At 46.5% G+C, this 22,778-nt stretch carries 21 protein-coding genes and 1 riboswitch; of the genes, 10 read left to right on the top strand and 11 right to left on the bottom strand.

The window, feature by feature from the left end; translation table 11 throughout:
- Positions 1-2: 2 nt before the first annotated feature.
- The gene (locus ACIM339_RS01245) at positions 3-1,811 is read right to left on the bottom strand and encodes an aldehyde ferredoxin oxidoreductase family protein (RefSeq protein WP_015282785.1); all 1,809 of its coding nucleotides are present in this window, start codon (positions 1,809-1,811) and stop codon (positions 3-5) included.
- A 78-nt stretch (positions 1,812-1,889) separates the two neighbouring features.
- Positions 1,890-1,950, top strand: a riboswitch (Fluoride riboswitch).
- Positions 1,951-1,966: 16 nt separating this feature from the next.
- Here ACIM339_RS01245 and ACIM339_RS01240 point away from each other — a divergent pair.
- The 6 genes from ACIM339_RS01240 to ACIM339_RS01215 are packed head-to-tail and all read left to right on the top strand — an operon-like array spanning position 1,967 to position 8,499.
- The gene (locus tag ACIM339_RS01240; protein WP_015282784.1) at positions 1,967-2,926 is read left to right on the top strand and encodes a respiratory chain complex I subunit 1 family protein; all 960 of its coding nucleotides are present in this window, start codon (positions 1,967-1,969) and stop codon (positions 2,924-2,926) included.
- The gene (locus ACIM339_RS01235; protein ID WP_015282783.1) at positions 2,923-3,549 is read left to right on the top strand and encodes a hydrogenase 4 membrane component (E); all 627 of its coding nucleotides are present in this window, start codon (positions 2,923-2,925) and stop codon (positions 3,547-3,549) included. Before ACIM339_RS01240 ends, ACIM339_RS01235 begins: the two co-directional genes overlap by 4 nt.
- Before the next feature lie 6 nt (positions 3,550-3,555).
- Complete coding sequence (locus tag ACIM339_RS01230) at positions 3,556-4,902, top strand: proton-conducting transporter membrane subunit (RefSeq protein ID WP_015282782.1); 1,347 nt, start codon at positions 3,556-3,558, stop codon at positions 4,900-4,902.
- On the top strand, positions 4,899-6,149 hold the full coding sequence (locus ACIM339_RS01225) for a Ni,Fe-hydrogenase III large subunit (protein WP_015282781.1): 1,251 nt from the start codon (positions 4,899-4,901) through the stop codon (positions 6,147-6,149). The genes ACIM339_RS01230 and ACIM339_RS01225 overlap by 4 nt, the downstream gene beginning before the upstream one ends.
- Complete coding sequence (locus ACIM339_RS01220; RefSeq protein ID WP_015282780.1) at positions 6,149-6,721, top strand: NADH-quinone oxidoreductase subunit B family protein; 573 nt, start codon at positions 6,149-6,151, stop codon at positions 6,719-6,721. Before ACIM339_RS01225 ends, ACIM339_RS01220 begins: the two co-directional genes overlap by 1 nt.
- Positions 6,718-8,499, top strand: a complete 1,782-nt coding sequence (locus ACIM339_RS01215) for a proton-conducting transporter membrane subunit (RefSeq protein WP_015282779.1) — start codon at positions 6,718-6,720, stop codon at positions 8,497-8,499. Before ACIM339_RS01220 ends, ACIM339_RS01215 begins: the two co-directional genes overlap by 4 nt.
- On the opposite strand, the gene ACIM339_RS01210 is transcribed toward ACIM339_RS01215, so the two are convergent.
- On the bottom strand, positions 8,398-9,012 hold the full coding sequence (locus ACIM339_RS01210) for an isoprenylcysteine carboxylmethyltransferase family protein (protein WP_015282778.1): 615 nt from the start codon (positions 9,010-9,012) through the stop codon (positions 8,398-8,400). The genes ACIM339_RS01215 and ACIM339_RS01210 overlap by 102 nt on opposite strands.
- 73 nt (positions 9,013-9,085) lie before the next feature.
- Here ACIM339_RS01210 and ACIM339_RS01205 point away from each other — a divergent pair, with 73 nt between their 5' ends.
- Positions 9,086-10,855, top strand: coding sequence for an ATP-dependent DNA ligase (locus ACIM339_RS01205; RefSeq protein WP_015282777.1), 1,770 nt, complete (start codon positions 9,086-9,088; stop codon positions 10,853-10,855).
- Position 10,856: 1 nt separating this feature from the next.
- Here ACIM339_RS01205 and ACIM339_RS01200 read toward each other — a convergent pair whose 3' ends face one another.
- From ACIM339_RS01200 to ACIM339_RS01180, 5 genes are read right to left on the bottom strand one after another with little or no spacing between them, the layout of a single operon-like run.
- Positions 10,857-11,666, bottom strand: coding sequence for an ABC transporter permease (locus ACIM339_RS01200; RefSeq protein ID WP_015282776.1), 810 nt, complete (start codon positions 11,664-11,666; stop codon positions 10,857-10,859).
- The gene (locus ACIM339_RS01195; protein ID WP_015282775.1) at positions 11,659-12,576 is read right to left on the bottom strand and encodes an ABC transporter ATP-binding protein; all 918 of its coding nucleotides are present in this window, start codon (positions 12,574-12,576) and stop codon (positions 11,659-11,661) included. The genes ACIM339_RS01200 and ACIM339_RS01195 overlap by 8 nt, the downstream gene beginning before the upstream one ends.
- The gene (locus tag ACIM339_RS01190; protein ID WP_015282774.1) at positions 12,566-13,042 is read right to left on the bottom strand and encodes a hypothetical protein; all 477 of its coding nucleotides are present in this window, start codon (positions 13,040-13,042) and stop codon (positions 12,566-12,568) included. The genes ACIM339_RS01195 and ACIM339_RS01190 overlap by 11 nt, the downstream gene beginning before the upstream one ends.
- Positions 13,039-14,028: a DUF1648 domain-containing protein gene (locus ACIM339_RS01185; RefSeq protein ID WP_015282773.1), complete on the bottom strand. Its 990-nt coding sequence runs from the start codon at positions 14,026-14,028 to the stop codon at positions 13,039-13,041. Before ACIM339_RS01185 ends, ACIM339_RS01190 begins: the two co-directional genes overlap by 4 nt.
- The gene (locus ACIM339_RS01180; protein ID WP_015282772.1) at positions 14,025-14,393 is read right to left on the bottom strand and encodes a PadR family transcriptional regulator; all 369 of its coding nucleotides are present in this window, start codon (positions 14,391-14,393) and stop codon (positions 14,025-14,027) included. The genes ACIM339_RS01185 and ACIM339_RS01180 overlap by 4 nt, the downstream gene beginning before the upstream one ends.
- Before the next feature lie 130 nt (positions 14,394-14,523).
- On the opposite strand from ACIM339_RS01180, the gene gyrB reads away from it, so the two are divergent.
- On the top strand, positions 14,524-16,455 hold the full coding sequence (gene gyrB / locus ACIM339_RS01175; RefSeq protein WP_015282771.1) for a DNA topoisomerase (ATP-hydrolyzing) subunit B: 1,932 nt from the start codon (positions 14,524-14,526) through the stop codon (positions 16,453-16,455).
- Positions 16,456-16,464: 9 nt separating this feature from the next.
- Entirely contained in the window at positions 16,465-18,834 is a 2,370-nt protein-coding gene (gene gyrA, locus ACIM339_RS01170) for a DNA gyrase subunit A (protein WP_015282770.1), read from the top strand.
- Here gyrA and ACIM339_RS01165 read toward each other — a convergent pair.
- A complete protein-coding gene (locus tag ACIM339_RS01165; protein WP_015282769.1) occupies positions 18,831-19,835 on the bottom strand; it encodes an archaeosine biosynthesis radical SAM protein RaSEA in 1,005 nt (334 codons plus the stop codon). The two genes, gyrA and ACIM339_RS01165, sit on opposite strands and share 4 nt — an antisense overlap.
- 57 nt (positions 19,836-19,892) lie before the next feature.
- Between ACIM339_RS01165 and ACIM339_RS01160 the strand changes: the two genes are divergently transcribed.
- Positions 19,893-20,660, top strand: coding sequence for an exodeoxyribonuclease III (locus ACIM339_RS01160; RefSeq protein WP_048103940.1), 768 nt, complete (start codon positions 19,893-19,895; stop codon positions 20,658-20,660).
- Here the strand turns inward: ACIM339_RS01160 and ACIM339_RS01155 are convergent.
- The 3 genes from ACIM339_RS01155 to ACIM339_RS01145 are packed head-to-tail and all read right to left on the bottom strand — an operon-like array spanning position 20,657 to position 22,766.
- A complete protein-coding gene (locus ACIM339_RS01155) occupies positions 20,657-21,031 on the bottom strand; it encodes a type II toxin-antitoxin system antitoxin SocA domain-containing protein (protein ID WP_015282767.1) in 375 nt (124 codons plus the stop codon). The genes ACIM339_RS01160 and ACIM339_RS01155 overlap by 4 nt on opposite strands.
- Complete coding sequence (locus ACIM339_RS01150) at positions 21,024-21,905, bottom strand: P-loop NTPase (protein WP_015282766.1); 882 nt, start codon at positions 21,903-21,905, stop codon at positions 21,024-21,026. Before ACIM339_RS01150 ends, ACIM339_RS01155 begins: the two co-directional genes overlap by 8 nt.
- Positions 21,906-22,766: a P-loop NTPase gene (locus ACIM339_RS01145; protein WP_015282765.1), complete on the bottom strand. Its 861-nt coding sequence runs from the start codon at positions 22,764-22,766 to the stop codon at positions 21,906-21,908.
- Positions 22,767-22,778 lie beyond the last annotated feature (12 nt).

Here is a 22,778-nt window from a genome sequence, read left to right as displayed (position 1 = left end):
TATCACCTTAAAAATGATGAAAACTCCTCAATTCCAAGGATCTTAAGTGTCTCCTTTTTTGGTACTCCATTCTCATCCCAGCCTCTGAGACGGTAGAATTCCCTGCGTGCCTCTATGAAATCCTCATGATTCATGAAAGCCGCATTTCCCCTTGCAGGTCCATCTTCTTCTTTTTCCCACCACCTCGGTGGAATTGTGTCATCTTTTTCGGGAATCAAGCCTGATGCAATGGCGTAAACTCTGGATATGCACTCTGTTCTCCATCCAACGTTTTTCAAATCGCCCGAAAATTGAAGGGTTGAGAGTATGCTCTCTATGTCCTCCTTTTCCCACGGTACAAACTTGCATAGGCCCAGGGTATCGAAGAGTGCGTCCTTATCCCTTGATTGAATCAGGTTTGCAACGAGTTCCTTGGCAGGGCCGTCATTGGGCAAACTGCGTGGATATGGCCAGCCCCTAAGATGGGATGCACCAACATCTGCGGTTGCATAGCTGAGCCCATAGGTGCGCAACCCGCGGGGATCCCACGCTGGAGATTCCAAGCCCTTTACATGAACAGCGTGTCTCTGCCCCCTGTTCAGTATCTCTCCGGCTCTTTTCACTCCCTCCGCGAGGATGGCTCCGAATCCTCTGCGATAGGCTATCATCCGAAGCAGATTCTCTTCCGCCTGGGCATCGCCGAATCCTTTGACAGGTACGCCTATTTCATCGCTTCCCACGAGGCCACGTTCAACCAGTTCAAACAACCATCCTATGGTGTTGCCAGCGGCAATTGCATCCAGACCCAGATCATTGGCAAGGTGAATGAGATATGCCACATCTGGGAAATTAAAAACCCCTGTGGCTGCGCCAAGCATACCGATGCTCTCGTACTCCGGTTTCACTCTGAATTTTTTCCCGTTATACTCCAACTCTATGTATCTTGCACATTTTACGGGGCAGGATTTGCCGTGCACAAATCTCTCCGGCTCTATCTCGTATTTTTTCGCCTCATCGCCTCCGAGTTTTCTTGCCAGTTCCTCGGGAATGTAGGGCTTTGAGAAGTTGTAGGCAGGGCTCATTCCCCTCTTTCCGGAGAGCACAAGTGAGTTTGTTGTTCCATATATCTTCAGTGAGGGAGAGGCACTTTCATCAAGTTTTTGATAGAGTTCTGAGCGAGTTTTGTCCCATTCATCCCTTTTTGAAATTTCAATTTTCATATTCTCAACGCCCATGGGTTTGATGAAAATCGCCTTGAGATTTTTTGAACCCATGACGGCTCCGAGACCCCCCCTTCCAGCTGAGCGCTCTGTGTCAAACATTATGTTTGCAAATCGAACCAGATTCTCTCCTGCGGGACCTATGGCTGCAATGGCCCCATCCCCATGTCTTTTCCATATTTCATCGGATACTTCGTATACTCCCTTACCCCAAAGAAAATCTGCAGGGAGTATGTCCACGTTATCGCCCACAGTGATGTAAACCGGGCTTTTTGCTCTTCCCTCTATTATCATGGCAGCGTAGCCCCACCGGTGCAGAAATGGACCGAATCTATCTCCTGCATAGCTGTCGTGTATCAGATTCGTTTCAGGAGATTTTGATATTACAGCCACCTTGCTTGCTCCTGGGGCCAGACCGCTGAGAAGTCCCGGGACGAATAGAATCTTGTTCTCTCTGTAAAAAGGCTCTATGTTCGGAGGGACCTCTCTTGCGAAGATGTAGTATCCCAGGGCCTTTCCTCCAGGGTATTTTTTCAGCACCTCCTCTGGTAATACTTCCTCTCCCACACTTTGAGTGTCAAGATTGATCCGAAGAATTTTTCCGGTAATCATCGGGTTTTGAGATGATTGCCAGATATTAAATATTTTTGCAGGTCAATGCAAACCTATAAATATGGGAAGCAGATGCACCTGTGCTCGGGTGATGGCGTCCACCCCAAGTGCCAGCATGGCTGATGACGCCTTTTCGTGAGAAGAGGTGAACGCCAATGATCCCCCAGATAATAATCGGAGCAGTTCAGATGTTTGTGGTTCTTCTGCTCTCTCCTCTAATGGTCGGTATAATGAAAAGAGTGGAGGCAAGATTTGAATCTAGAAGGGGTATGAGCATATTTCAGCCATACTATGATCTGGCAAAGTTCTTCAGAAAGGAGACCCTCATACCCGAGGATGCAGGTTCACTATTTACAGTTGCTCCTATTTTAGCTTTCACCGCGTACCTCATCCTTCCCTGGGTGGTACCCATAGTATTCGGCACACCCTCCTGGTTTGCTCCAACCGTGGACTTTTTGGGAGGTGCCTTCATATTTGGATTTGCCTCATTTTTCTCGATAATAGGTGCTGAAAAAACCGGGTCGTATTATACGGGCATAGGGTCTACGAGAGGCGTGAATTTTGGTGCCTTTGCAGAGCCCGTGCTAATAACAGTGTTTTTTGGTGTTGCTCTCATAACAGGTACAAACAATCCATTTGTCACAAACGAGGTTTTGAGAAACAGCCCCTCTTGGATGCTCTCCACGACACACATACTGCTCATAGCTGCATTCTTTCTCCTCCTTCTTTTTGACACCGGAAAACTGCCAATTGAGAGTCATGGAATGGGTGAACTCGGGATGATTGGACAGGGAATGGGGCTTGAATACACAGGCCCCCTCTATGCCCTTAAGTCATGGGGTGCATATATGAAACAGTTCATTCTCTTTTCTGTGTTCATCAACGTTTTTGCAATACCATGGCTGATTCCTCTTTCCCTCACCCCATGGAACGTCATATGGGGAACGGCTCTCCTTTTCGTGAAGATGCTCATTGTCATATTCGCGATGGTTGTTGTGGAGATGAGCGTGGCTAAAATCCGGCTTTTTAAGATCATTGATTATCTCACCTTCTCCTATCTGATGGCACTTCTTGCAGTCATATCATTGTTCCTTGTGGGAGGTGTGCCCAAATGATTCTCTTCACCTCAATTATTGATTTTATCGGTGTGCTTATACTCCTCTACGGCTTTGTTATAATATCAGAAAATTTCATACACAGTTTGATTAGGCATCTTCAGGCGCAATCTATACTTCTCGGATTTCTGATTCTCGCGTTTGGTGTTTATCTTGGAGATTACGCAATTATTGCTCTCTCTGCCCTGACATTCATCTTTCGAGGTTATGTTGTACCGGAGATACTCATAAAGGATTTGAAAAGGGATCCTGTGTGGAAGCATAGGGAACTTGAAACAAAGGCAAAACACACTCTTGTGGTTGGGATAATTCTTGCTCTGACGGGACTTCTGTTTTATAGGGCCATCTACACAACTCTGGGAACATGGAATGCCGCCATACCATTTGTTCTCCTTCTTCTCGGACTTCTCATAATTGTTATGCGTAAAAATGCCATAGCCCAGATCTCCGGTTATATTGTGGAGGAAAACGCGCTTCTCTATATGGGTTTGATTCTCGCACCCATGAGTTTTCTGCTTGAGGTTGGAGTGCTTCTGGATATAATAGGCGCGGTGCTTCTGGCAGTGATACTTGGGGCTGAGAAGGAATATGGACCACTTGAAATTGACGAACTTTCGGGGTGAGTTAAAATGATAGGGTATTTTGTTTATGGAATAATCATCCCCCTCTCTTTAACCGTTCTTCTATCCCTAATACCAAAGAAAATTGTGGGAATGATTGCCAATGTTGTGGGTGCAGGTTTGGTGTTTGCGTTCTCCCTGATTATTTTTTCAAATGGTGCAATTCAATGCTCCTGCTTTTATTTGGATACATTATCTCTTGGTATGATACTTGTGATCTCCCTCACATATCTTCTCGCTGTGCTCCATTCATTGGTTTGTCTGAAGGATATAAGGAGGTTTTACCTTCCTGAGCATTATTACTGGGCACTGCTTGCCCTGTTTGCCCTTACAATGGTTCTGGCAGTTTCCTCGCCAAATATAGGCTACGCGTGGTTCTGGCTTGAAGCCTCCACAATTGTGAGCGCTGCACTGATACTTGTGGAAAGGGGCAAGAGCCATGTGGAGAGTGCCTGGAGATACATTCTGATAGCATCTGCAGGTCTTGGGATGGCTCTTCTATCCGTTGTCCTGTTTGGCTGGGCCACGGGAGGGTTCATCTGGGTTGATGCCCATGTAAACACTGCGGTTAAACTCATTGGAGTTCTGGCACTGTTGGGTTTTGGGGCCAAGGCAGGACTATTTCCGGTCCACACCTGGCTTCCGGACGCCCATGGCACAGCCCCATCACCTGTGAGTGCCATGCTCTCAGGCTCACTCTTACCATCAGCATTGATTGTCTATTATAGGATTTTCAATGTTCTGCACTCCATTTTCCTGTTTTACCTCACCCTTGCAATAGGTATTCTCACACTCTGGATTGCCGCATTTCTAATGCTATCCCAAGTGCGTCTCAAAAGACTGCTCGCATACTCCAGTATGGATGTTATGGGCATTGCGACAGTTGGCATAGCCTTGAGCTATTTCTCTCCCGGTGTTATGTATTATGTGCTCATCCTCTTCGTTGCCCATGCCCTTGGGAAGTCCGTTCTATTCTTCATTGCAGGAGTGCTTAAGAGGATGGGTTATCAGGAGATTGGGGGTATAAAAAATCTCGGGGCCTCCCCACTGATTGCCTTTTCAACGGTTGTTGGTGCCATGACTGTCACGGGCGCTCCGCCATTTCCCATGTTTTTTGGGGAGTTTGGTATAGTTATGGGATTATCATCCCACATATACGCATTTGTCGTCCTTCTCGGTGGTATAATTTTATCTTTCCTCTCCCTCAATTACCATGCTCTCCGTATTCTCTTCACCAGGGAAAATGATGGCATTGAGGTGGATCTGGCACATTCTGTGGTGCCCTTTGCAGGGGCCCTGGCCATAATTGCCATCTCTTTCATACTCTACTTCTGGATTGAGGGGTGGTCAATGTGAGTGGGGATTTTGAAATGGTGAATCCCATTGATGTGAATGGGAAGTGGGCACTTATCTCCATATTTGAGGGAAATGAACAGAACCTCTACGTTTGGTTGAGTTACGATACAGGCGAGATTCGTTTTACGGTATGGAATTCCATTCCTGAGGAATTGTATGTAAGGAGGCCCATAACCAGGGCGTACACGGGTAATTATTCAGTTTCCGATTCCCTTCCATGTTCCAAGACCCTGATTTATGGGCCTGCCGCAGGAGGCCTCGGAGAGGCAGGGGCGTTTAAAATTAGCACTTGTGGTGAGAGAATAAATGCCCTTGCTCCCTATTTGGTCTTCAAAAGGAGAAATTTGGGTGCATTGGTAATAAACAAAAAAGTTTCAGAGGCACTCGTTTATGTTGAGAGATTTGTGGGGCAGTTCTCGGTATCCTATGCATCTCTCTTTTCGGTATTATCCTCCGAGCCTGATGAGGGATGTGTGAATTATATGACCATGGCCATGGAGCTGGAGAGGGTGCACAACCACATATGGGTCATGCACAAACTTGCTGGAGATGCTTCTCAGAAGGTTGCAAGTGCACATCTGGCCGCAATGACGGAGGAGCTTCTTCGCATAAACCAGAGAGTGCTGGGCCACAGGTACGGGATGGGATTTCTCAGGCATGGCCCTGGAGAGTATCCGAATTTTCACAGGAGAATTGGGAATATCCATCAGGAATTCACAGATTTGAGTGAGGAACTGCTTGATTCTCGCATATTTGTGGACAGGCTTCACACAACATGCACTTTGAATCGTGATGATGCTCTTAAAAATGATCTTGGAGGTATCCCTGCCCGTGCAGCTGGAATTGCAAGGGATGCAAGAAAAATAGGAATTTTCAGAGAAATCTATGGATGGCACCATCCGAAATTGGAGGGTGATGGAGACGCGCTTGCCCGGCTCATGGTTCGTGTACAGGAGGTAGAAGAATCCCTGTCGTATCTGGAGAGTGCCGAGTGGGGTAAATGCAGGATTGAACCGAGAGATGGATTCAAGTACGGTGTTGTGGAGGCACCTCCAGGTGATGCTTTTATGGCCGTGAGTGTGGAGGACGGGATAGTTAGAGAATTCATGCTAAGACCTGCATCTCTCCCCCTCTACCATGCATTTTCCGTGGGTATTGTGGGCAATGTTTTCACAGATTTTCCATTTGCCCTTGACAGTTTCGGTGCCTACTTTGCGGATGCCGGTTCCCATGGGAGGTGGCTCTGATGTGGATGCTGAGAGGTCTGAAAAAGGGTGTTTTGACCACAGAGTTCCCCTACGGTGAGTTCGATGCTCCCAGATCCATCAGGCCTGTGGATACAGGTAAGTGTCCCTTTGGTATGAATGAGCTCTCCTGTTTGGAATGTGGCCTGTGTGATATGGCGGAAAATGACGAGAAAATTGAAATTTTTTCCGAAATCAATCTGGGAAGATCCCTTCATTTATTTGTGATGGATGTTGGCTCGTGTTCCGCCTGCAATCGGGAGGTATCTCTCCTCACCTCGCCCCATTACGATATTCACCGTCTTGGATTTTTCTTCACGCCTACACCAAAGCATGCTGACGTAATGCTCGTTCTTGGAACACCCACGGAAGAAATGGTCCCGGTGCTTAGGGAGGCCTACGAACTCATGCCAGAACCGAAAATGGTGGTATCTGTTGGAGCATGCGCAAATGGGGCCCTTGGTAAAAAGGTTGAGGATATAGTGCCTGTGGGTGCAAGGTTATCTGGCTGTCCTCCTCAGCCCATTGAAATTTTAAAGGTGCTTCTTGGTATTGCAGGGAGGTGGAAAGAATGAATCCCTTAATTCTCGTGCTCCTTTATCTTATAGCAGGAGTTATTGGCATCAGATTTAGGAGGTTATCCTATGGAATAGTTGCATCTGTATCAGCCTTCACCCTTTTCCTGCTCTACTGGGATATGGATGTTGGAGCAATCCAGTTTTATTTCATCTTGCTGTCGTCCCTTGCTTGGCTTACCATATCTCTCTTCTCCTTAAAATACGAGATTGAAGATGGATTGCTGGCATCCTCATTCGCATTCACAACGGGTATGATGCTTCTAATCTTACTTGCTAGAGATGCCATAACTTTCCTTGTTGGGTGGGAGGGTATGACAGTTGCATCGTTTCTCTCACTCTACTCTCACAAAAACTCTCGTAGGGCCGCTTATATGTTCATTGCATTCGGGGAATTGAGTTTTATCTTTATATTTTCCTCATTTGCCATTGCCTCCTTCCAGGCTGGAAGTGTGGTGTTTGAAACGTGGGGCTCTAACACGTGGGATGCTGTGTATTTTCTGATGGCTCTTGGGTTTATAATAAAGATGGCTGCAGTACCTGTCCACATCTGGCTTCCGGAGGCCCATGCAAGAGCCCCGGCGAATATGTCTGCCCAGCTGAGTGCTGTAATGACTCTGATGGGTCTGTACGGACTTATCAGGTTTTTGGGTGTGGCAGTTCCAGATTTCTGGATAGGGGCAGTTCTCCTGATTTTAGGGGGTTTGAGCTCTCTCATCGGAGTGTTCTACGCTGCAATATGCGACCATGTAAAGAAACTGCCCGCTTACAGTACGGTGGAAAATGATGGTGTTCTCATAGCGCTCGTTGGCGCATTCATAATAACTTTTCAAGGAGGTCAGCATCTGGTAGCCGCATTCATGCTTCTAAGCGTTATGTTCTTTGCATTTGCCCATACAATGGCAAAATCTCTTCTCTTTATGGTGGCAGGAAAACTGGAGAGGAGTGGTGAGTTTCTGGGAGGAAGGTACAAATTAACGCCCGTAGGAGCAATTGCCGGGTATCTGGCTGCAATATCCCTGGCTGGCGTTCCTCCGCTTCCCGGATTTATCGCAGAGTGGAGCGCCATAGAATCCATGTTCCAATCCTTTTATTTTTCAGATTTATGGCTCAGGGTGCTCACCGTATCTGTTGGTGCTCTGATAGCCCTGACTGCAGGAATAAGCACCATTGCGATGAGCAAGTTCATCGTGCACGGGGTTGAGAGAAGGGAACGGGTTGGATGGGAACTCTCTGACATTGGCCTTGCTCTTGGGTCCTTTACTCTCCTTCTTATTGGCCTTCTCCCACAAATGGTTTTCAAAGCAGCCTCTCCCGCAATAGAACTCATAACGAATGTGTCTGTGAATAAATTTCTGGGTGGATTGTTTGGAATTCCCAGGGGCTATCTCATAGTGTCCGGTAAAGGATTTGGTGTGCTCTCTCCAACGTTTCTCTTCCTGTTCATTGTGATAGTGTTTCTATCGGTCTACATACTCATGCGAGTTCCAATGAAGAAATCCCGCGTTGTGAAGCCTTGGAGTGGTGGGCTGAAAAATGAGGAGTATCCCACCAGAGGGCATTCTTCAATACTACTGCTAACCCAAAAATGGCTCTTCAGAACTGATAGAAGGATGAACTATGGGGACGTGTTTGTAAGCACATACCAGTTTTTGGCAAATGTTACGATTACTGCATCACGGAGGTTTCAGCGTGCCCTGATGCCCGGAAACGATAGAAGATACGTGCTTTACATACTTCTCGCCCTTCTTTTCTACATTATTCTCACAGTTATCTGAATTGTGCTCCCTTTTTTTCAGGTACTCAATCCCCTTTTTCAGGCATTTGAGAGAGAAGGAGAAGGGTTTTCTTCTCTTCAAGAATTCGCAGTACTCCTCATCAAACTCCATCAAGGTCTCTCGCTCTTCAATCGCAAGTATGAAGTAAAGTGTGAAGAATGAAATCCATCCTGCGTACAGAACTGCAAGGGTTTTGATCGTGAGGAGGGATATGCCTATGCCGAAGAGTATTGAGCCGAACTGGGCAGGATGGCGCATGCAGGAGTAAATGCCCACGGTAACCAGTTTATCTGGCTTTTTTATCCCCTTTCTTATTTCAAAATGACCGTATTTTTTCAGGGTGCGTCCAGCTATGGCGTTGAGAAGCAGACCGTAGAGTATGAGAAATGTGCCCAGCCCAATTAAAACATATTTGAAAGGTCCAAGGTTGAGCAGGGGAGGGGAGAAATAACCTATGACGATTATGCTCACCCACGAGGAGAACCAGAATCCGAATTTCCAGGCAAAGCCCATGGTGCGAAGTATTGCATAAAGAGGTAAATATTTTTGCGATAAATTCTTAAATCACGAAGATATAGATGCAAATATGGAATACAGGCTCATAGCCGAGACCTACGAGAAGGTAGAGGGCACAACAAAACGTCTTGAGATGACAGATTACCTCGTTCAGCTTTTCCAATCCACGCCTCCTGAGATAATTGATAGGGTCATATATCTGACCCAGGGAAAGCTCTATGCCGATTATCTTGGTGTGGAACTGGGACTTGCGGAAAAACTTGCGATAAAGGCCATATCCAAGTCCACGGGAATAAGGGAAAATGCCATGAAAGATATGCTTAGAAGGTACGGTGATTTGGGCATCGTTGCAGAGGAGGCCATAAAGAAGAAAAGACAGACCACGCTCTTCTCCTTTGAGGAGGAGAAAAAACTCACGGTTGAGAAGGTATATGAAAATTTTGAAAAAATAGCACGGGCTGAAGGTGAGGGTTCCCAGGATCGCAAGATCCAGCTTCTCGCCGAACTTCTGAACCTTGCAAGTCCCCTTGAAGCCAGGTATATAGTGCGCACTGTGGAGGGTAAGTTGAGACTTGGCATTGCGGATATGACAATTCTTGATGCCCTGTCCATAGCCTTTGGCGGGAGTAAGGAACTGAGAAGTTTCGTTGAGAGGGCTTACAACATACATCCAGATCTTGGGTTCATAGCCAAAAAACTTGCCGTTGAGGGCATTGAAGGGGTTAAGGGAATAAAAATTCAGCTGGGCATACCCATTCGCGCGATGCTTGCCGAGCGATTGCCCTCTCTGGAAGAGATTCTCGCAAAGATGGGAGGTCGCGCCGCTTTTGAGTATAAATACGACGGGATGCGCATTCAGGGTCATGTGGGGAAGAAAATCTGGCTTTACTCCCGCAGACTTGAGAATCTCACCTCACAGTTTCCGGATGTTGTGGAAGCACTTAAGGAGGCCTTTAAGGGTGAGGAGGGTATATTTGATGGAGAAGCTGTCCCTGTGGATATAAACACAGGGGAATTGCTCCCATTTCAGGTAGTATCTCACAGGCGCGGAAGGAAATACGGTATTGAGAAGGCGATGGAGGATTACCCTGTTGTGCTCTTTCTCTTTGATGTGCTCTATCTTGATGGAGAGGATCTCACGCAGAAACCGTATCCCGAGCGCAGAAAAATTCTTGAGAGAGTAATTCAGCCCACTGACCGTGTTAAATTTGCACACCGTATTGTATCCTCTGATATTTCCGAAATAAAGGATTTCTTCAACCACGCCATAGAGGATGGCTGTGAGGGACTTGTGGCGAAGAATGTAGGAGAGGAAAGCATATACCGTGCAGGGGCGAGGGAGTTTCTTTGGATAAAGTACAAGAAGGATTACAAGGTGGAGATGGGAGATACCGTTGATCTTGTGGTCGTTGGTGCGTTTGCGGGTAAGGGACGTAGAAAGGGCACCTACGGCGCTTTGCTCATGGCTGCCTACAATCCCGAAAAGGATAGGTTTGAGACTGTATGCAAGTTGGGAAGTGGATTCACAGATGAACAACTTGCCCACCTTCCAAAGAAATTTGAAGAGTTGAAGATTGAGAAGAGACATCCCCGAGTTTGGAGTAAGATGGATGCAGATTACTGGTTCGTACCCAAGGTAGTGCTTGAGGTTATAGGCGCAGAGATAACTCTCAGTCCCACTCACACATGTGCCAGGGATGTTGTGGAGAAGGGTTCGGGTCTTGCCATAAGGTTCCCACGCTTCACGGGTAGATGGAGGGATGATAAGAGTCCGGAGGAGGCCACGACCACCAAGGAACTGGTGGAAATGTACAGAAATCAGATAAAGAAAATGGGGTAATTCATTTCATTTCTCTGTAGTGAAAGATTACCGTTGCAAGTATTGCTGAGATTATGAAGTATGCCACCATAATCTCAATTCCCTCTGCAATTGTGGGGTTGAATATCGTAACTGTGAAATGTGGTCCTGCCTGAATTATCTGTTTCGTTGGATAATCTCCGATGTAATTACCCTGAAATACCAGGGTGAGTATTGAGGCTCCATAGGTTATTGAGTACCAGGGCTCATGGCCGGTCAGCATTGAGATGGTGTCCACTATGCTGAACACGAAGAAATATATGATCGCCACAAGAACTATGGCCACGGTGCCTGTTTTTAGCATGGATGAAAACAGGTAGGTAAGGGCTAGCAGGCTCAGTAAGAACAGGAATGAAAGGGCAAAAGAGTACCATAGTGCATCTGGAAGTTTTCCATAGTAGTAGTAAACATCAGCAATGAGTATTATCCAGTAGGTTAGCATAACTATTGCAGATGCCATAAAGGATGCAATGTACTTTCCCCACAGTATTGATTCCCTCCTTATGGGATTTGGAAGCAGAAAATAGCCGGTTTTTGATTGATACTCACCTGCAATGGCATCTCCTCCGAAGAACAGGGCGGCCAAGATAATTAGATAGGTTATTGGAGAAACCCAGTTCTTTGTGAAGACCTTTATCTCCATATATTCTGGATTTATGTAAATCTGTACAACCACCAAATACAGGATGGCTATTGCAAGGGTTATCATGAATAGGGTCAGCAACCTTTTTGAGCGTATGTAATTTTTGAACTGATACCTTGTTATTGTGAGCATTTGGAGCAGGTCATTCATTCCTCTCACCTCCTATCAATTTGAGATATGCCTTCTCGAGCGCCAGTGTTTCACTTCTGTAACTTATCACTTTGTAACCTCTTGAAATCATCTCTCTGAGTATCTCGTACTGCTCAGCAGCATTGCCTGTGAAGTGTATTCTCAATTTTTGAGGGGTTATCATCATCACGGCTTTCACATTCCGTATATCCTCTATTTCTCGGGGGTTCTTAACAGGCTCCATCAGCTCAATAACCACGGAGTTGGACGAGAATTTTTTTGTCACCCTATCAATTGAGTCGTAGAGTCGCAAAGTTCCACGATTTATCATTGCCACCTCATCGCAGACCTCCGTAACCTCCGGTAAGAGATGTGAGGACATGAAAATCAGTTTTCCCTCCCTTTTCAGGGATTTTATTATGTTTCTTATTTCTGCCATTCCCTGTGGGTCCATCCCCGTTGTTGGCTCATCAAGTATGAGTATGGAAGGATTTGTAACTAGGGCAGTGGCCATAGCCAAACGCTGTTTCATCCCCTTTGAAAACTTGCCAACACGCTTGTTTCTCCATCGGTAGAGTTTAACCGTTTCAAGGGTGTGCTTTATTTCTCCCTTGTCTGCACCGCGGATATCGCATATCATGGATAGAATCTCAACGGGTGTGAGATATGGATAGAACCCCGGAGTTTCAATCAGCGTGCCCACATCTTTCAGCGCTTTTTTCATGTTCCTCTGCACGCTGTACCCGTCTATTATTGTCTCTCCAGATGTTGGTCGCAGAAGATTTGTGAACAGCTTTAGTGTGGTTGTCTTGCCTGCACCATTGGGGCCTAGATAGCCAATGCATTTTCCACCCTCAACTCTCAGATTCAGGTTTTTCAGTGCATAGAAATTACCGTATTTTTTGGTCAGGTTTATGGCTTCAAGGTACATTCGTTTCACCTTTCCTCTTCTCTCTCAGTATGAGCCACACTCCCACAAATACGATTATTATTCCTGTGAGGCAGATGCCTCCACTTCCAAGCACCTGCAGACCGAGGGACATCAGGGACCCCTGTGATTTCAGACCCAATGTTACGGCAGTAGTATTGTTCGATAAGTTCTCTATTTTAAGAGTGTATGAGCCCTTGGAAAGATTCAAGTTTTTCACTGCATCGCTGGTTGTATTTCCCTGAATAATAATACCGGTGGAGTTGTAAAATGAGTAGTGTATTTTCCCACTTGTTTTTATTATAAGCGTGTAGTTACCTGCGGTAAGATTGTACTCGATAATTTTTTCGCCGTGTGGCTCAATCTGCGTAACCTCAAGACCAATGTTTGCTGTTGTGAGTGCATATATGCCTATGGCCGCGATTATTAGAATCGCGCCTATTACCACCAAACTCGTTCCTTTCTTCATTCTTTCACCTCCTCAAACTCTCTCCTCGGTGCGATATATCCACATTTTGGACATTTTATAACTCCAAGCCCGGGAAAAGTGAATCCGTAGCCAATGCTCTTTCTATCCATTTTGGGCGCCTTGAACACATACCCGCATTTGGGGCATTTGAGCATTTTCATATTGTTTCCTCCTTTTTTGAATTTTTTCCATCTGTAAATTATGTAGCCTATGGGTACAAATGCCAGGAGAATGGATAAAATCACCACCAAATTTATTATGGTGCTTGAATGCCTGACATTTGTTATGTATATTCCGATGTATACGAAAATTAAAATCAGAATGGTAAGGTTCATCGCAAGTATTGAACTCTTGAAAACCGTATCCCGGCCGATTTTCATCTTTCCGGAGTGCACTATTATGGGATACCTCTTGCCCAGGTAAATTATGAGATAAACGAATGAAAGGTAAATCAGCGCAAAGATTGTGTAGAGGAGGAAGAAATCTTCCTTGCTCGCCCAGCCATCTGGTTTACCTTTCAAATTGAAATGCACCGCTATGGTTTCTGGTAGAGAATTGTAAGTTACGAGCATTATGAATAGCAAGATGAAAAACAGAATGAGGCCCAGGTGCTTCCGCAGGAATCCTGCTTCAAATGGCTTAATTGGCTCGGTGGATTCCTTCTCGATCACATTCAATTCCTCAAGTTTATGTGCTGCGTATACCACGCCTGCTATGGAAATGAAGAGTATAGGTACGATAAACGCGATGAGATAATAGATGAAATAGGAAAAACTCAGGAATGAAAAGGGAGTGAGCGAGATGGCGTGGAGAAGAGTTAAAGCCCCCACAAAGCGGTTGCTCTTTTCCCAGACCTCCCTGCTTGAAAATGTGTATCCTATTTTCAGTCCAAAGTATGGGTTTGGCCCGAGTCTAGGTGCGAGGAATAGTTGCAAAAGTGCAAGAATTAAATACACCGTATTTATAAATGTGATCACCACATTCATTTTTTCTCACCTCCATAAAGTAGGGCATCTGCTTGCTTTCTCAGTCTTTCATAATCCTCAAGAAGTTCCCCTAGCAATTTTTTGCCCTGTGGAGTCAACCTGTAGTATTTGCGAGGAATGCCCAAGGATGGCTCAGTCCAGAAGGATTCCAGAATGCCTTTCTTGGAAAAGTATCGCAGTATGGGGTAAATTGTTGCATCCTTTATTTTTATCATTCCCCCGCTCCTATTTTCAATGTGCTTTACGATCTCATACCCGTAACTCTCGCCCAGATCATCTATGGCTTTCAGGATGAGCAGGGCATAGAGCCCGGAGCGCATCTCCCTGTTTATCTTCTCTCTGGGGGCCTCCACGGGAATCACCATACCTAACGATGTTATGTATATAACGATGATATATTAATTTTTTGGTGTGAAATCAAAGCATCTTGTTGCACAGGAAAGGAATTTTATACCTTGTTGCTATATGGAAATCATAGTTTCAGTGGTGGATAAAATGAGTAAGTATGATGCAAAGGCAATTCAAATTTTGGAGGACTCTCAGGCTGTTCGAAAGAGGCCTGGAATGTATATAGGGAGCACAGATGAGCGTGGCTTGCACCATCTGATTTACGAGGTTGTGGACAACAGTATTGACGAGGCCCTGGCGGGATACTGCAAGAGGATAAGCGTTATTCTACACGGGGATGGAAGTGTGAGCGTTGAGGATGATGGCCGTGGAATTCCTGTGGACATACATCCTGAGAAGGGAAAGAGCGCCCTTGAGATCGTGATGACCGTGCTTCATGCAGGTGCAAAATTCGATAAAAAGGCCTATCGTATCACAGGAGGGTTGCATGGGGTTGGCATCCATGTGGTGAATTTCCTCTCCGAGTGGTTAAAGGTATATGTGAAAAGGGATGAAAAGATCTATTTTCAATGGTATGTGAGGGGTAAGCCCCAGTGCGATGTGCATGTTGTGGGCGAGTTTGTGAACGGCCAGGTAAGATGGTATGAGGCTGGCCATGAGGAGCACTTCAAATATCCCAGGGGCACATATGTGAGATTCAAGCCCGATCCTGAGATCTTCGAAACCACGGAGTTCAAGTACGGCATTGTGAAGAAAAAACTGAGGGATCTGGCGTTTTTAAACAGGGGAGTTGAAATAGAACTTGAGGACGAGCGTACAGGAAAGCATGAGGTTTTCCATTACGAAGGCGGAATTGTGGAGTTTGTCAAATTTCTAAATGAGGGCTACAATTCCCTTCATAAAGATGTTATTTATGGCATGGATGAGCAGGATGGCATAATTGTGGAATTCGCATTGCAGTACAACGATAGCACATCGGAGAACCTCATCGCCTTTGTGAATACCATAAATACCGTGGAGGGAGGAACCCATGTTTCTGGATTCAGAAGCGCTTTAACCAAGGCCATAAACGATTTCGCCAAGGGAAAGGGTATGCTAAAGGACATGAGCCTTCAGGGTGAAGATGTGCGTGAAGGACTTACTGCAGTTATACATGTAAAGCATCCAAATCCACAGTTTGAGGGGCAAACCAAGGCAAAGCTGGGCAACAGCGAGGTCAAGGGGGTGGTGTTCTCCGTAGTCAACAGGATTCTGAGCACTTACTTTGAGGAGCATCCGGATGTGGCCACAAACATAGTTACTAAGGCCATAGCAGCGGCCAGGGCTAGAATTGCAGCCAGAAAGGCACGGGAACTTGCAAGGAGGAAGAATTATCTTGAGTCCCTAGATCTTCCGGGTAAGCTGGCAGATTGCACATCCGAGGATCCTGAGGAGGCTGAACTCTTCATAGTGGAGGGTGATTCGGCAGGTGGCTCGGCGAAACAGGCCCGGGACAGGCACTTCCAGGCTATTTTGCCTCTGCGGGGAAAGATCCTCAACGTGGAGAAGGCACGCATAGATAAGGTTTTTAAGAACAATGAGATCCGTGCCCTGATATCGGCCATAGGCACGGGTGTGCGTGAGGATTTTGATTACTCAAAACTTCGGTATCATAAAATCATCATTATGACCGATGCAGATGTGGACGGTGCACACATACGCACTCTCCTTCTGACCTTCTTCTACCGTTATATGCCCGAGCTCATAGAGAGGGGGCATGTTTACATTGCCCAGGCACCTCTTTACCGCATACAGAGGGGTAAGGAGATTTACTATGTATACAGCGATGAGGAGAAGGAGGAGATGCTGAAAAAGTATCCCAACGCCTCCGTGCAGAGGTTCAAGGGTCTTGGAGAGATGAATCCCCAGCAGTTGTGGGAAACAACAATGGATCCCGAAAAGAGAAGGCTAATTCGTGTTACGATAGAAGATGCTGCCGAGGCAGACCGGCTGTTTTCCATTCTTATGGGGGAGGCTGTTGAACCAAGGAGGGAGTTCATAATTGAGCATGCCAGGGAGGTAATGAACATTGATATATGAGGTGGTATGATGCGTATTTTTGAAGTTTCAATTGATGAGGAGATGAAGAACTCCTATATGGATTACGCCATGAGTGTCATAGTATCCCGTGCCATTCCTGATGTGCGTGACGGTCTGAAGCCCGTGCACCGACGCATTCTCTACGGGATGTACGAGCTGGGTTTGATGCACAACAAACCCTACAAGAAGAGCGCCAGGATAGTGGGAGAGGTTATGGGTAAGTACCACCCCCACGGGGATCAGGCTATATACAATACCCTTGCAAGGATGGCCCAGGATTTCTCAATGCGTTATGTTCTCGTGGATGGCCAGGGCAACTTCGGGAGCATTGACGGCGATGCCCCTGCGGCTATGCGATACACTGAGGCAAGATTATCCAGAATCGCAGAGGAAATGCTTAGGGACATTGATATGGACACCGTTGATTTCATGCCAAATTTTGATGGATCGCTCAAGGAGCCAGTTGTTCTTCCCGCAAGGATTCCAAATCTCCTAATAAACGGTTCCTCGGGCATAGCCGTTGGAATGGCCACAAATATGCCACCCCACAATCTCGGCGAGGTCGTTGATGCTCTCGTGTACCTTATTGACAATCCCGATGCGGATGTTGGTGAGTTGCTAAATTATGTCAGCGGCCCAGATTTTCCCACAGGTGGGCAGATTATAGGATACGGTGGCCTTGTGGATGCCTATACCAAGGGCAAGGGTAAAATAAGGATAAGGGCCAAGTATGAGATAGAGGGGGATAAAATCATAGTTCGCGAGATTCCCTATGAGGTTAACAAGAGCAATCTTCTCAAGAAAATAGCATCTCTGGTGCGGGAGGATAAGATTCGAGGCATATCGGATCTGAAGGATGAAAGTGATAGGGACGGCATAAGGATCGTAATAAAGGTGAAGAGGGATACAAATCCAGAAATAGTGGTCAACCAGCTTCTGGAGCACACGGATCTTGAGGTTACCTACGGCATAATCAATCTCGTCCTTGTGAATGGAGTCCCCAGGGTGCTCAATCTCAAGGAATTGCTGCAAGAGTATCTGAAGCACAGGATGGATGTGCTTGTGAGAAAATTGAATTACCAGTTGAAAAGGGCAAGGGAGAGGAAGCACATAATAGAGGGTCTCGTGAGGGCCCTTGAAATGATCGATGAGGTGATAGCAACCATAAAGGCATCCAGAAACGTGAAGGAAGCTATGGAGAATCTTATTTCCATGGGATTCTCCGATTTGCAGGCAAAGGCTATTCTTGAGATGAGATTGCAGAAACTCACGAGTATGGAGATAGCGGCGCTTAGAGAGGAGAACAGAAAACTTGAGGAGGATATAGCCCGAATGGAGGACCTGCTTGCCCACGAGGAAAAGAGGTACGGAGTTATAAGGGACGAACTCCTGGAGATAAAGAAGAACTACGGGGATGAGAGAAAAACCGAGATCTTGAGGGAAGCCATAGAGCGTAGGGATATTGAGGATTTGATACCCAACAAACCTGCTATAATCATATTGACGGAGAAGGGATACATCAGGAGAATGAGCCCTGAAGAGTACCGTCCCCAGGGGCGTGGAGGCAAGGGATTGATCATAAATTACGGAGAGGGAGATTTGCCCAGGGACATAGTGAAGGCCAATTTGCACGATTACCTCCTGTTCTTCACCAGAAATGGACGTGTTTACTGGCTCAAGGCCTACAACGTGCCGGAGGGCTCTCGGAGGAGCAGAGGCAGGGCTATAATCAACGTCCTTCCAAAACTGGGAAGCGAGGTAGTCAGGATGCTATCGGTGTCCGATTTCCATGGATACCTATTTTTCGTAACCAAGAATGGCGTGGTGAAGCGCACACCCCTTGAGTACTTCTCACATCCCAGAAGTTTGGGCATAAGGGCCATAACCTTCGATGAGGATGATGAACTTGTAGATGTGCTCATCACCAGCGGCAGTGAGGATGTATTTCTATTCACAAAGTTTGGAATGGCCATAAGGTTCAGGGAGGATGACGTCCGTTCCATGGGTCGCACCGCCCGGGGCGTAAGGGGTATAATGCTCAGGGAAGGAGATGAAGTTATATCAGCAGGCACCACCTTGAATGGACATTTTGTGCTAACGATTCTCAGCAGCGGATATGGAAAGAGAACAAATGTGAATGAGTACCGCCTGATAAAACGAGGGGGCTACGGAGTGAAAAACATAAACACAAGGGGAGCGTTCGTGGTTAAGAGCATGCTTGTGGGAGACACGGAGGAGATTCTGCTTCTCACAAGGGAGGGCAAGAGCATAAGAATACCAGTTTCCCAAATGTCCGTTCTAGGAAGGACGGCCCGTGGAGTGAGACTCATAAAGCTGGAAAACGGGGATGAGGTTGTAAATGCGGCCAAGATCTCCTAGGAGTTATACGTGTAATCCCAGAGATAGTCCTCGTACTCCACTATTTTCTTCCACCGTTCCCTGCATGTGCAGTTTAGATTTTCAAGGTGGGAAATGTCCTGGGTGAGAGAGTAATTCTCTATGGCTTCAAGCACCCTGGCATCGCATTTCCCGCAGTTGTGAGCACCACGCACCTTGCCACCCGCGGTGGGGTATGAAACAACATCTACCCCCAAACTGGAGGTTCTCTTCAGAACCTCCACAACGCTCCAGAGCCAGGGGGCGCGGTACTCTCCCCTTCTCCAAAGATACTCAACAAGCGTGTAATTTTGAATATTCATGGGGTTCACCGACACGATTTCCGAGTATCTTGATGCAAATTCAACGGAATATATGGCCTCCTCAATGGCCTGCCTCTCGGTCATGAACGGAGGCTTTAGAAGCACGTATGTTTTCACGGGCACCTCGTGCTTCCTGAGAAGTTCAGCAGCGCGTACATAATCCTCAACGGTGAATCCCTTGTTTATTCTTCTCTCAAGAGTTTCGTTGTTTGCACTCTCCAGTCCAAGGGCAACCATTACGTTTCTCCTCTCTCCTACCTCCCTTACCCTCTCTTCCGTCACATATTCCGGCCTGCTCTCCACTATGATTCTTTTTGCTGATGAGAAAGCATCGTACAGTGCATTTTGCGCATTTGGAGGGACCTCCCAATCGTCCAGAAATGAGCCGGAGGTAAATACCTTTACGAGCGGTTCACCATTGTACTTATTTTTAGCCTCCTCCACCTGCTTGAGCAGGTCTTCCTCCTTCATCCTCGGGTTTGTATCGTTGAAGTAGCCGCACATGGAGCATCCAGAGTGATAGGCCCAGCGGCATCCACGGGTTCGAAGTATGATAACGAAGGAATCCACCACCTTTCCATTCAATCTATCTTTCTCGGTCCAGGAAGCGATCAACCCACTTTTCTCCCTTCTTTTTGCTTTTTTCCTTATCTCCCTTATCATTTTCTGCAGATCTTCCATTGAATGATGATTGGGAGAAGGCATAAAAACTTATTTACGGGAAGATTATCCATGTCCATGGAGCTCCTGCTTATGTCCTGGAATGTGAACGGGATTCGTGCTGCAGTGCGCAACGGTTTTCTGAAGTTTCTTGAGAAGTACAACCCCGATATTCTTGCCCTTCAGGAGATAAAGGCCAGGGAGGATGACATCCCATTGGAGGTACGCTATTACGAGGGATACCGCAAATTTTTCAATCCTGCAAGGAGGAAGGGCTATGCGGGAACTGCATTGTTCACTAAGATCGAGCCTGAGAGTGTGAGTTTTGGCATCGGGGACGAGAGATTTGACTCTGAGGGCAGGGTTATAACTGCGGAGTACGAGAGGTTCTACCTTGTGAATGCGTATTTTCCAAATTCCCAGCATGGCCTCACCCGCTTGGATTTCAAGATAGAATTTGACAGGAAGATCCACGCCTATCTAAATGAACTGCGGAGAAGCAAGCCTGTGGTGCTCTGTGGGGATTTCAACGTTGCCCACAAGGAAATTGACTTAGCGAATCCAAAGCAGAATGAGAAGAACGCTGGATTCACCCCTGAGGAACGTGCATGGATGGATGAGTTTTTAAATGATGGTTATGTGGACACATTCAGGATGTTTACCAAGGAAGGAGGGCACTATACCTGGTGGACCTACAGGTTCAACGCCCGTGCCCGCAACATAGGATGGCGTGTGGATTACTTTGTTGTGAGCAAAGATCTGGTTCCCCATGTGAAGAAATCTTGGATCATGAGCGATGTCTACGGATCGGACCATGCACCCATAGCGATGATACTGGAAATTTAGAGTTTCTCGTAATATGGGGAGGTCAAAACCTTTGCGTTAAGTTCAGAATCGCTCAAATCGCAAACCTCATCCAGAACTTTCTCTATTTTCTCCCGCACATCATCAGGAAGGTTCAGAGGCACATCTTCCTTTAGCACAAGGTATCCGTATGGCTGTGCCTTCACCTTCTCAACGGGAAGTTCCTCTATGAGTTTTGGCAGTTTCTCGCTGTAAATTCCGTATTGGCTCTTCTGATAATCCAGGGTGGTCAATTTTTTACCTTTCTCTTTAAGATATTCCATATCAAGGAGTGCGATTATACGACTCAGGTGAAAGGGATGCAGTCCGCCGCACTCCTTCAGAAGATAGGCAATTATGTCCTTTTCAATCATTGAGCCACCCCCTCACCTCTTCGGCAATGCGCATGATCTCCTTACTTGCAGGCGAGTCTGGCATGAACTCAACCAGTGGTCTCATTGCACTTAAGGATTTTGGAATGCTTGAATCGTAGGGTATACGTCCCAGAATGGGGACATCATTCTCCTCTGCAAAATTCTCAAGTCCCTTGAACCCTGGATTTATCCCATCTTTGTTTATAACCAGATATGATTCTATTCTAAAATGCTGGGTGAGCCAGAACACGCGCTTTAAATCGCTTAAACTTGAAGGAGTTGGTTCGGCTATGAGTATTGCTTTGTTTGCCCCGCTCAAGGAGGCTATGACCTGACATCCTATTCCTGCGGCAGAATCTACGATGATATGCTCAGCCTTTCCCTCTTTAACCCACTGTTTGGCTATATTCTTCTCCTCAGTAACTAGTTTTCCACTGTTGGGTTTTCCAACGTCAAGTTCTGCAGATACAAGTGGTCCATAGGGTGTGTTTGCGGTTCTGATCCATCCGGATACAGCATCGCTTATTGTTATGGCATCCTCAACGGGACAAACCGCTTTGCAGGCAGCGCATCCCTCACACAGGTATTCCTTTATTCTGTGCATACCATTCTGAATGTATATGGCCTCATATATGCAAATGTTATCGCAGAGACCGCAGTTTATGCACTTATCCGTTATGGTGGCGGTTTTCGCAGATATCACTTCTCTTTCATTGTCCCACTTATCCACATGAAGCACTATGTTCAGATTGGGAGCCTCCGCATCCGCATCCACAGATGCTATTTTAAAATCCCTGCTGAGCAAGGAGATCAGTGATCCTGTAAGGGTGCTCTTTCCAACGCCCCCCTTCCCACTTGCTATCACGATTTCCATTCAGAGCACCTCCTCAACGCGCTTTGCTATATTTTCAAAAATTTTTGCAGCCTCGCTTTCTGGGTATTTTTCAACCACAGGCACACCTGAAACGTAACTCTTTACTATTTCTTCCATCATGGGTATTTCTGCTATTATTTCCGCATCGTATTTTTTGAGTATATCCTCTTGGCTCACATTTCCCATATCGCTGCGGTTCACAACAACCCATGCCTTCAATCCGAGTTTTCTGAGGAGTTTCAGAATCATCTCCAAATCGTGCTTGCCCAGAGGTGTGGGTTCTGTGACTGTTATAACGATGTTTGAGTCTTCAATTGCCGCAGCGACATGGTTTCCTGTACCCGGCATGGTGTCAAACAGGTAAATATCTGCAGGGATCTTCATGGCCCTCTGGCGCACGGCAAGCACCGTGGGATACGATCTCTCTTCCCCCTCCTCCAGCATACCAGTTAGAAGTTCAAGATTCTCGCTTATTTTTGTGTGGTACGTGTATCCAACGAGCCGCTCATCATCAAGAATCGCACCTTCTTCCGGACACATCAACTGGCATGTGCGGCATCCTGAGCACAGGGATGGCATCAGGAATGGATATCCCTCCTTGAACTGCAATAGTGCGTTCTCTGCACAGTTTTCAACGCATATGCCGCACTTTGTGCACTTTTTGTAGTCAAATTTTGGTTTGAAAAGGTGTACCTTCTCCTCGTTCTCCAGTTTTGCGGAGAGAAGTATGTAATCGTTGGGACATTCAACGTCTGCATCCACGAAAACCACATGATGCTTCTTGGAGAGCAGAAGGGCAAGGTTTGTGGCCACGGTACTCTTCCCCGTGCCTCCCTTGCCGCCGGTCACGGTGAGTTTCATATTTTTCGCCCC

The sequence above is a fragment of the Aciduliprofundum sp. MAR08-339 genome (assembly GCF_000327505.1).
Classification (GTDB): Archaea; Thermoplasmatota; Thermoplasmata; order Thermoplasmatales; family Aciduliprofundaceae; genus Aciduliprofundum.
This window is presented reverse-complemented; position numbering and strand designations above follow the sequence as displayed.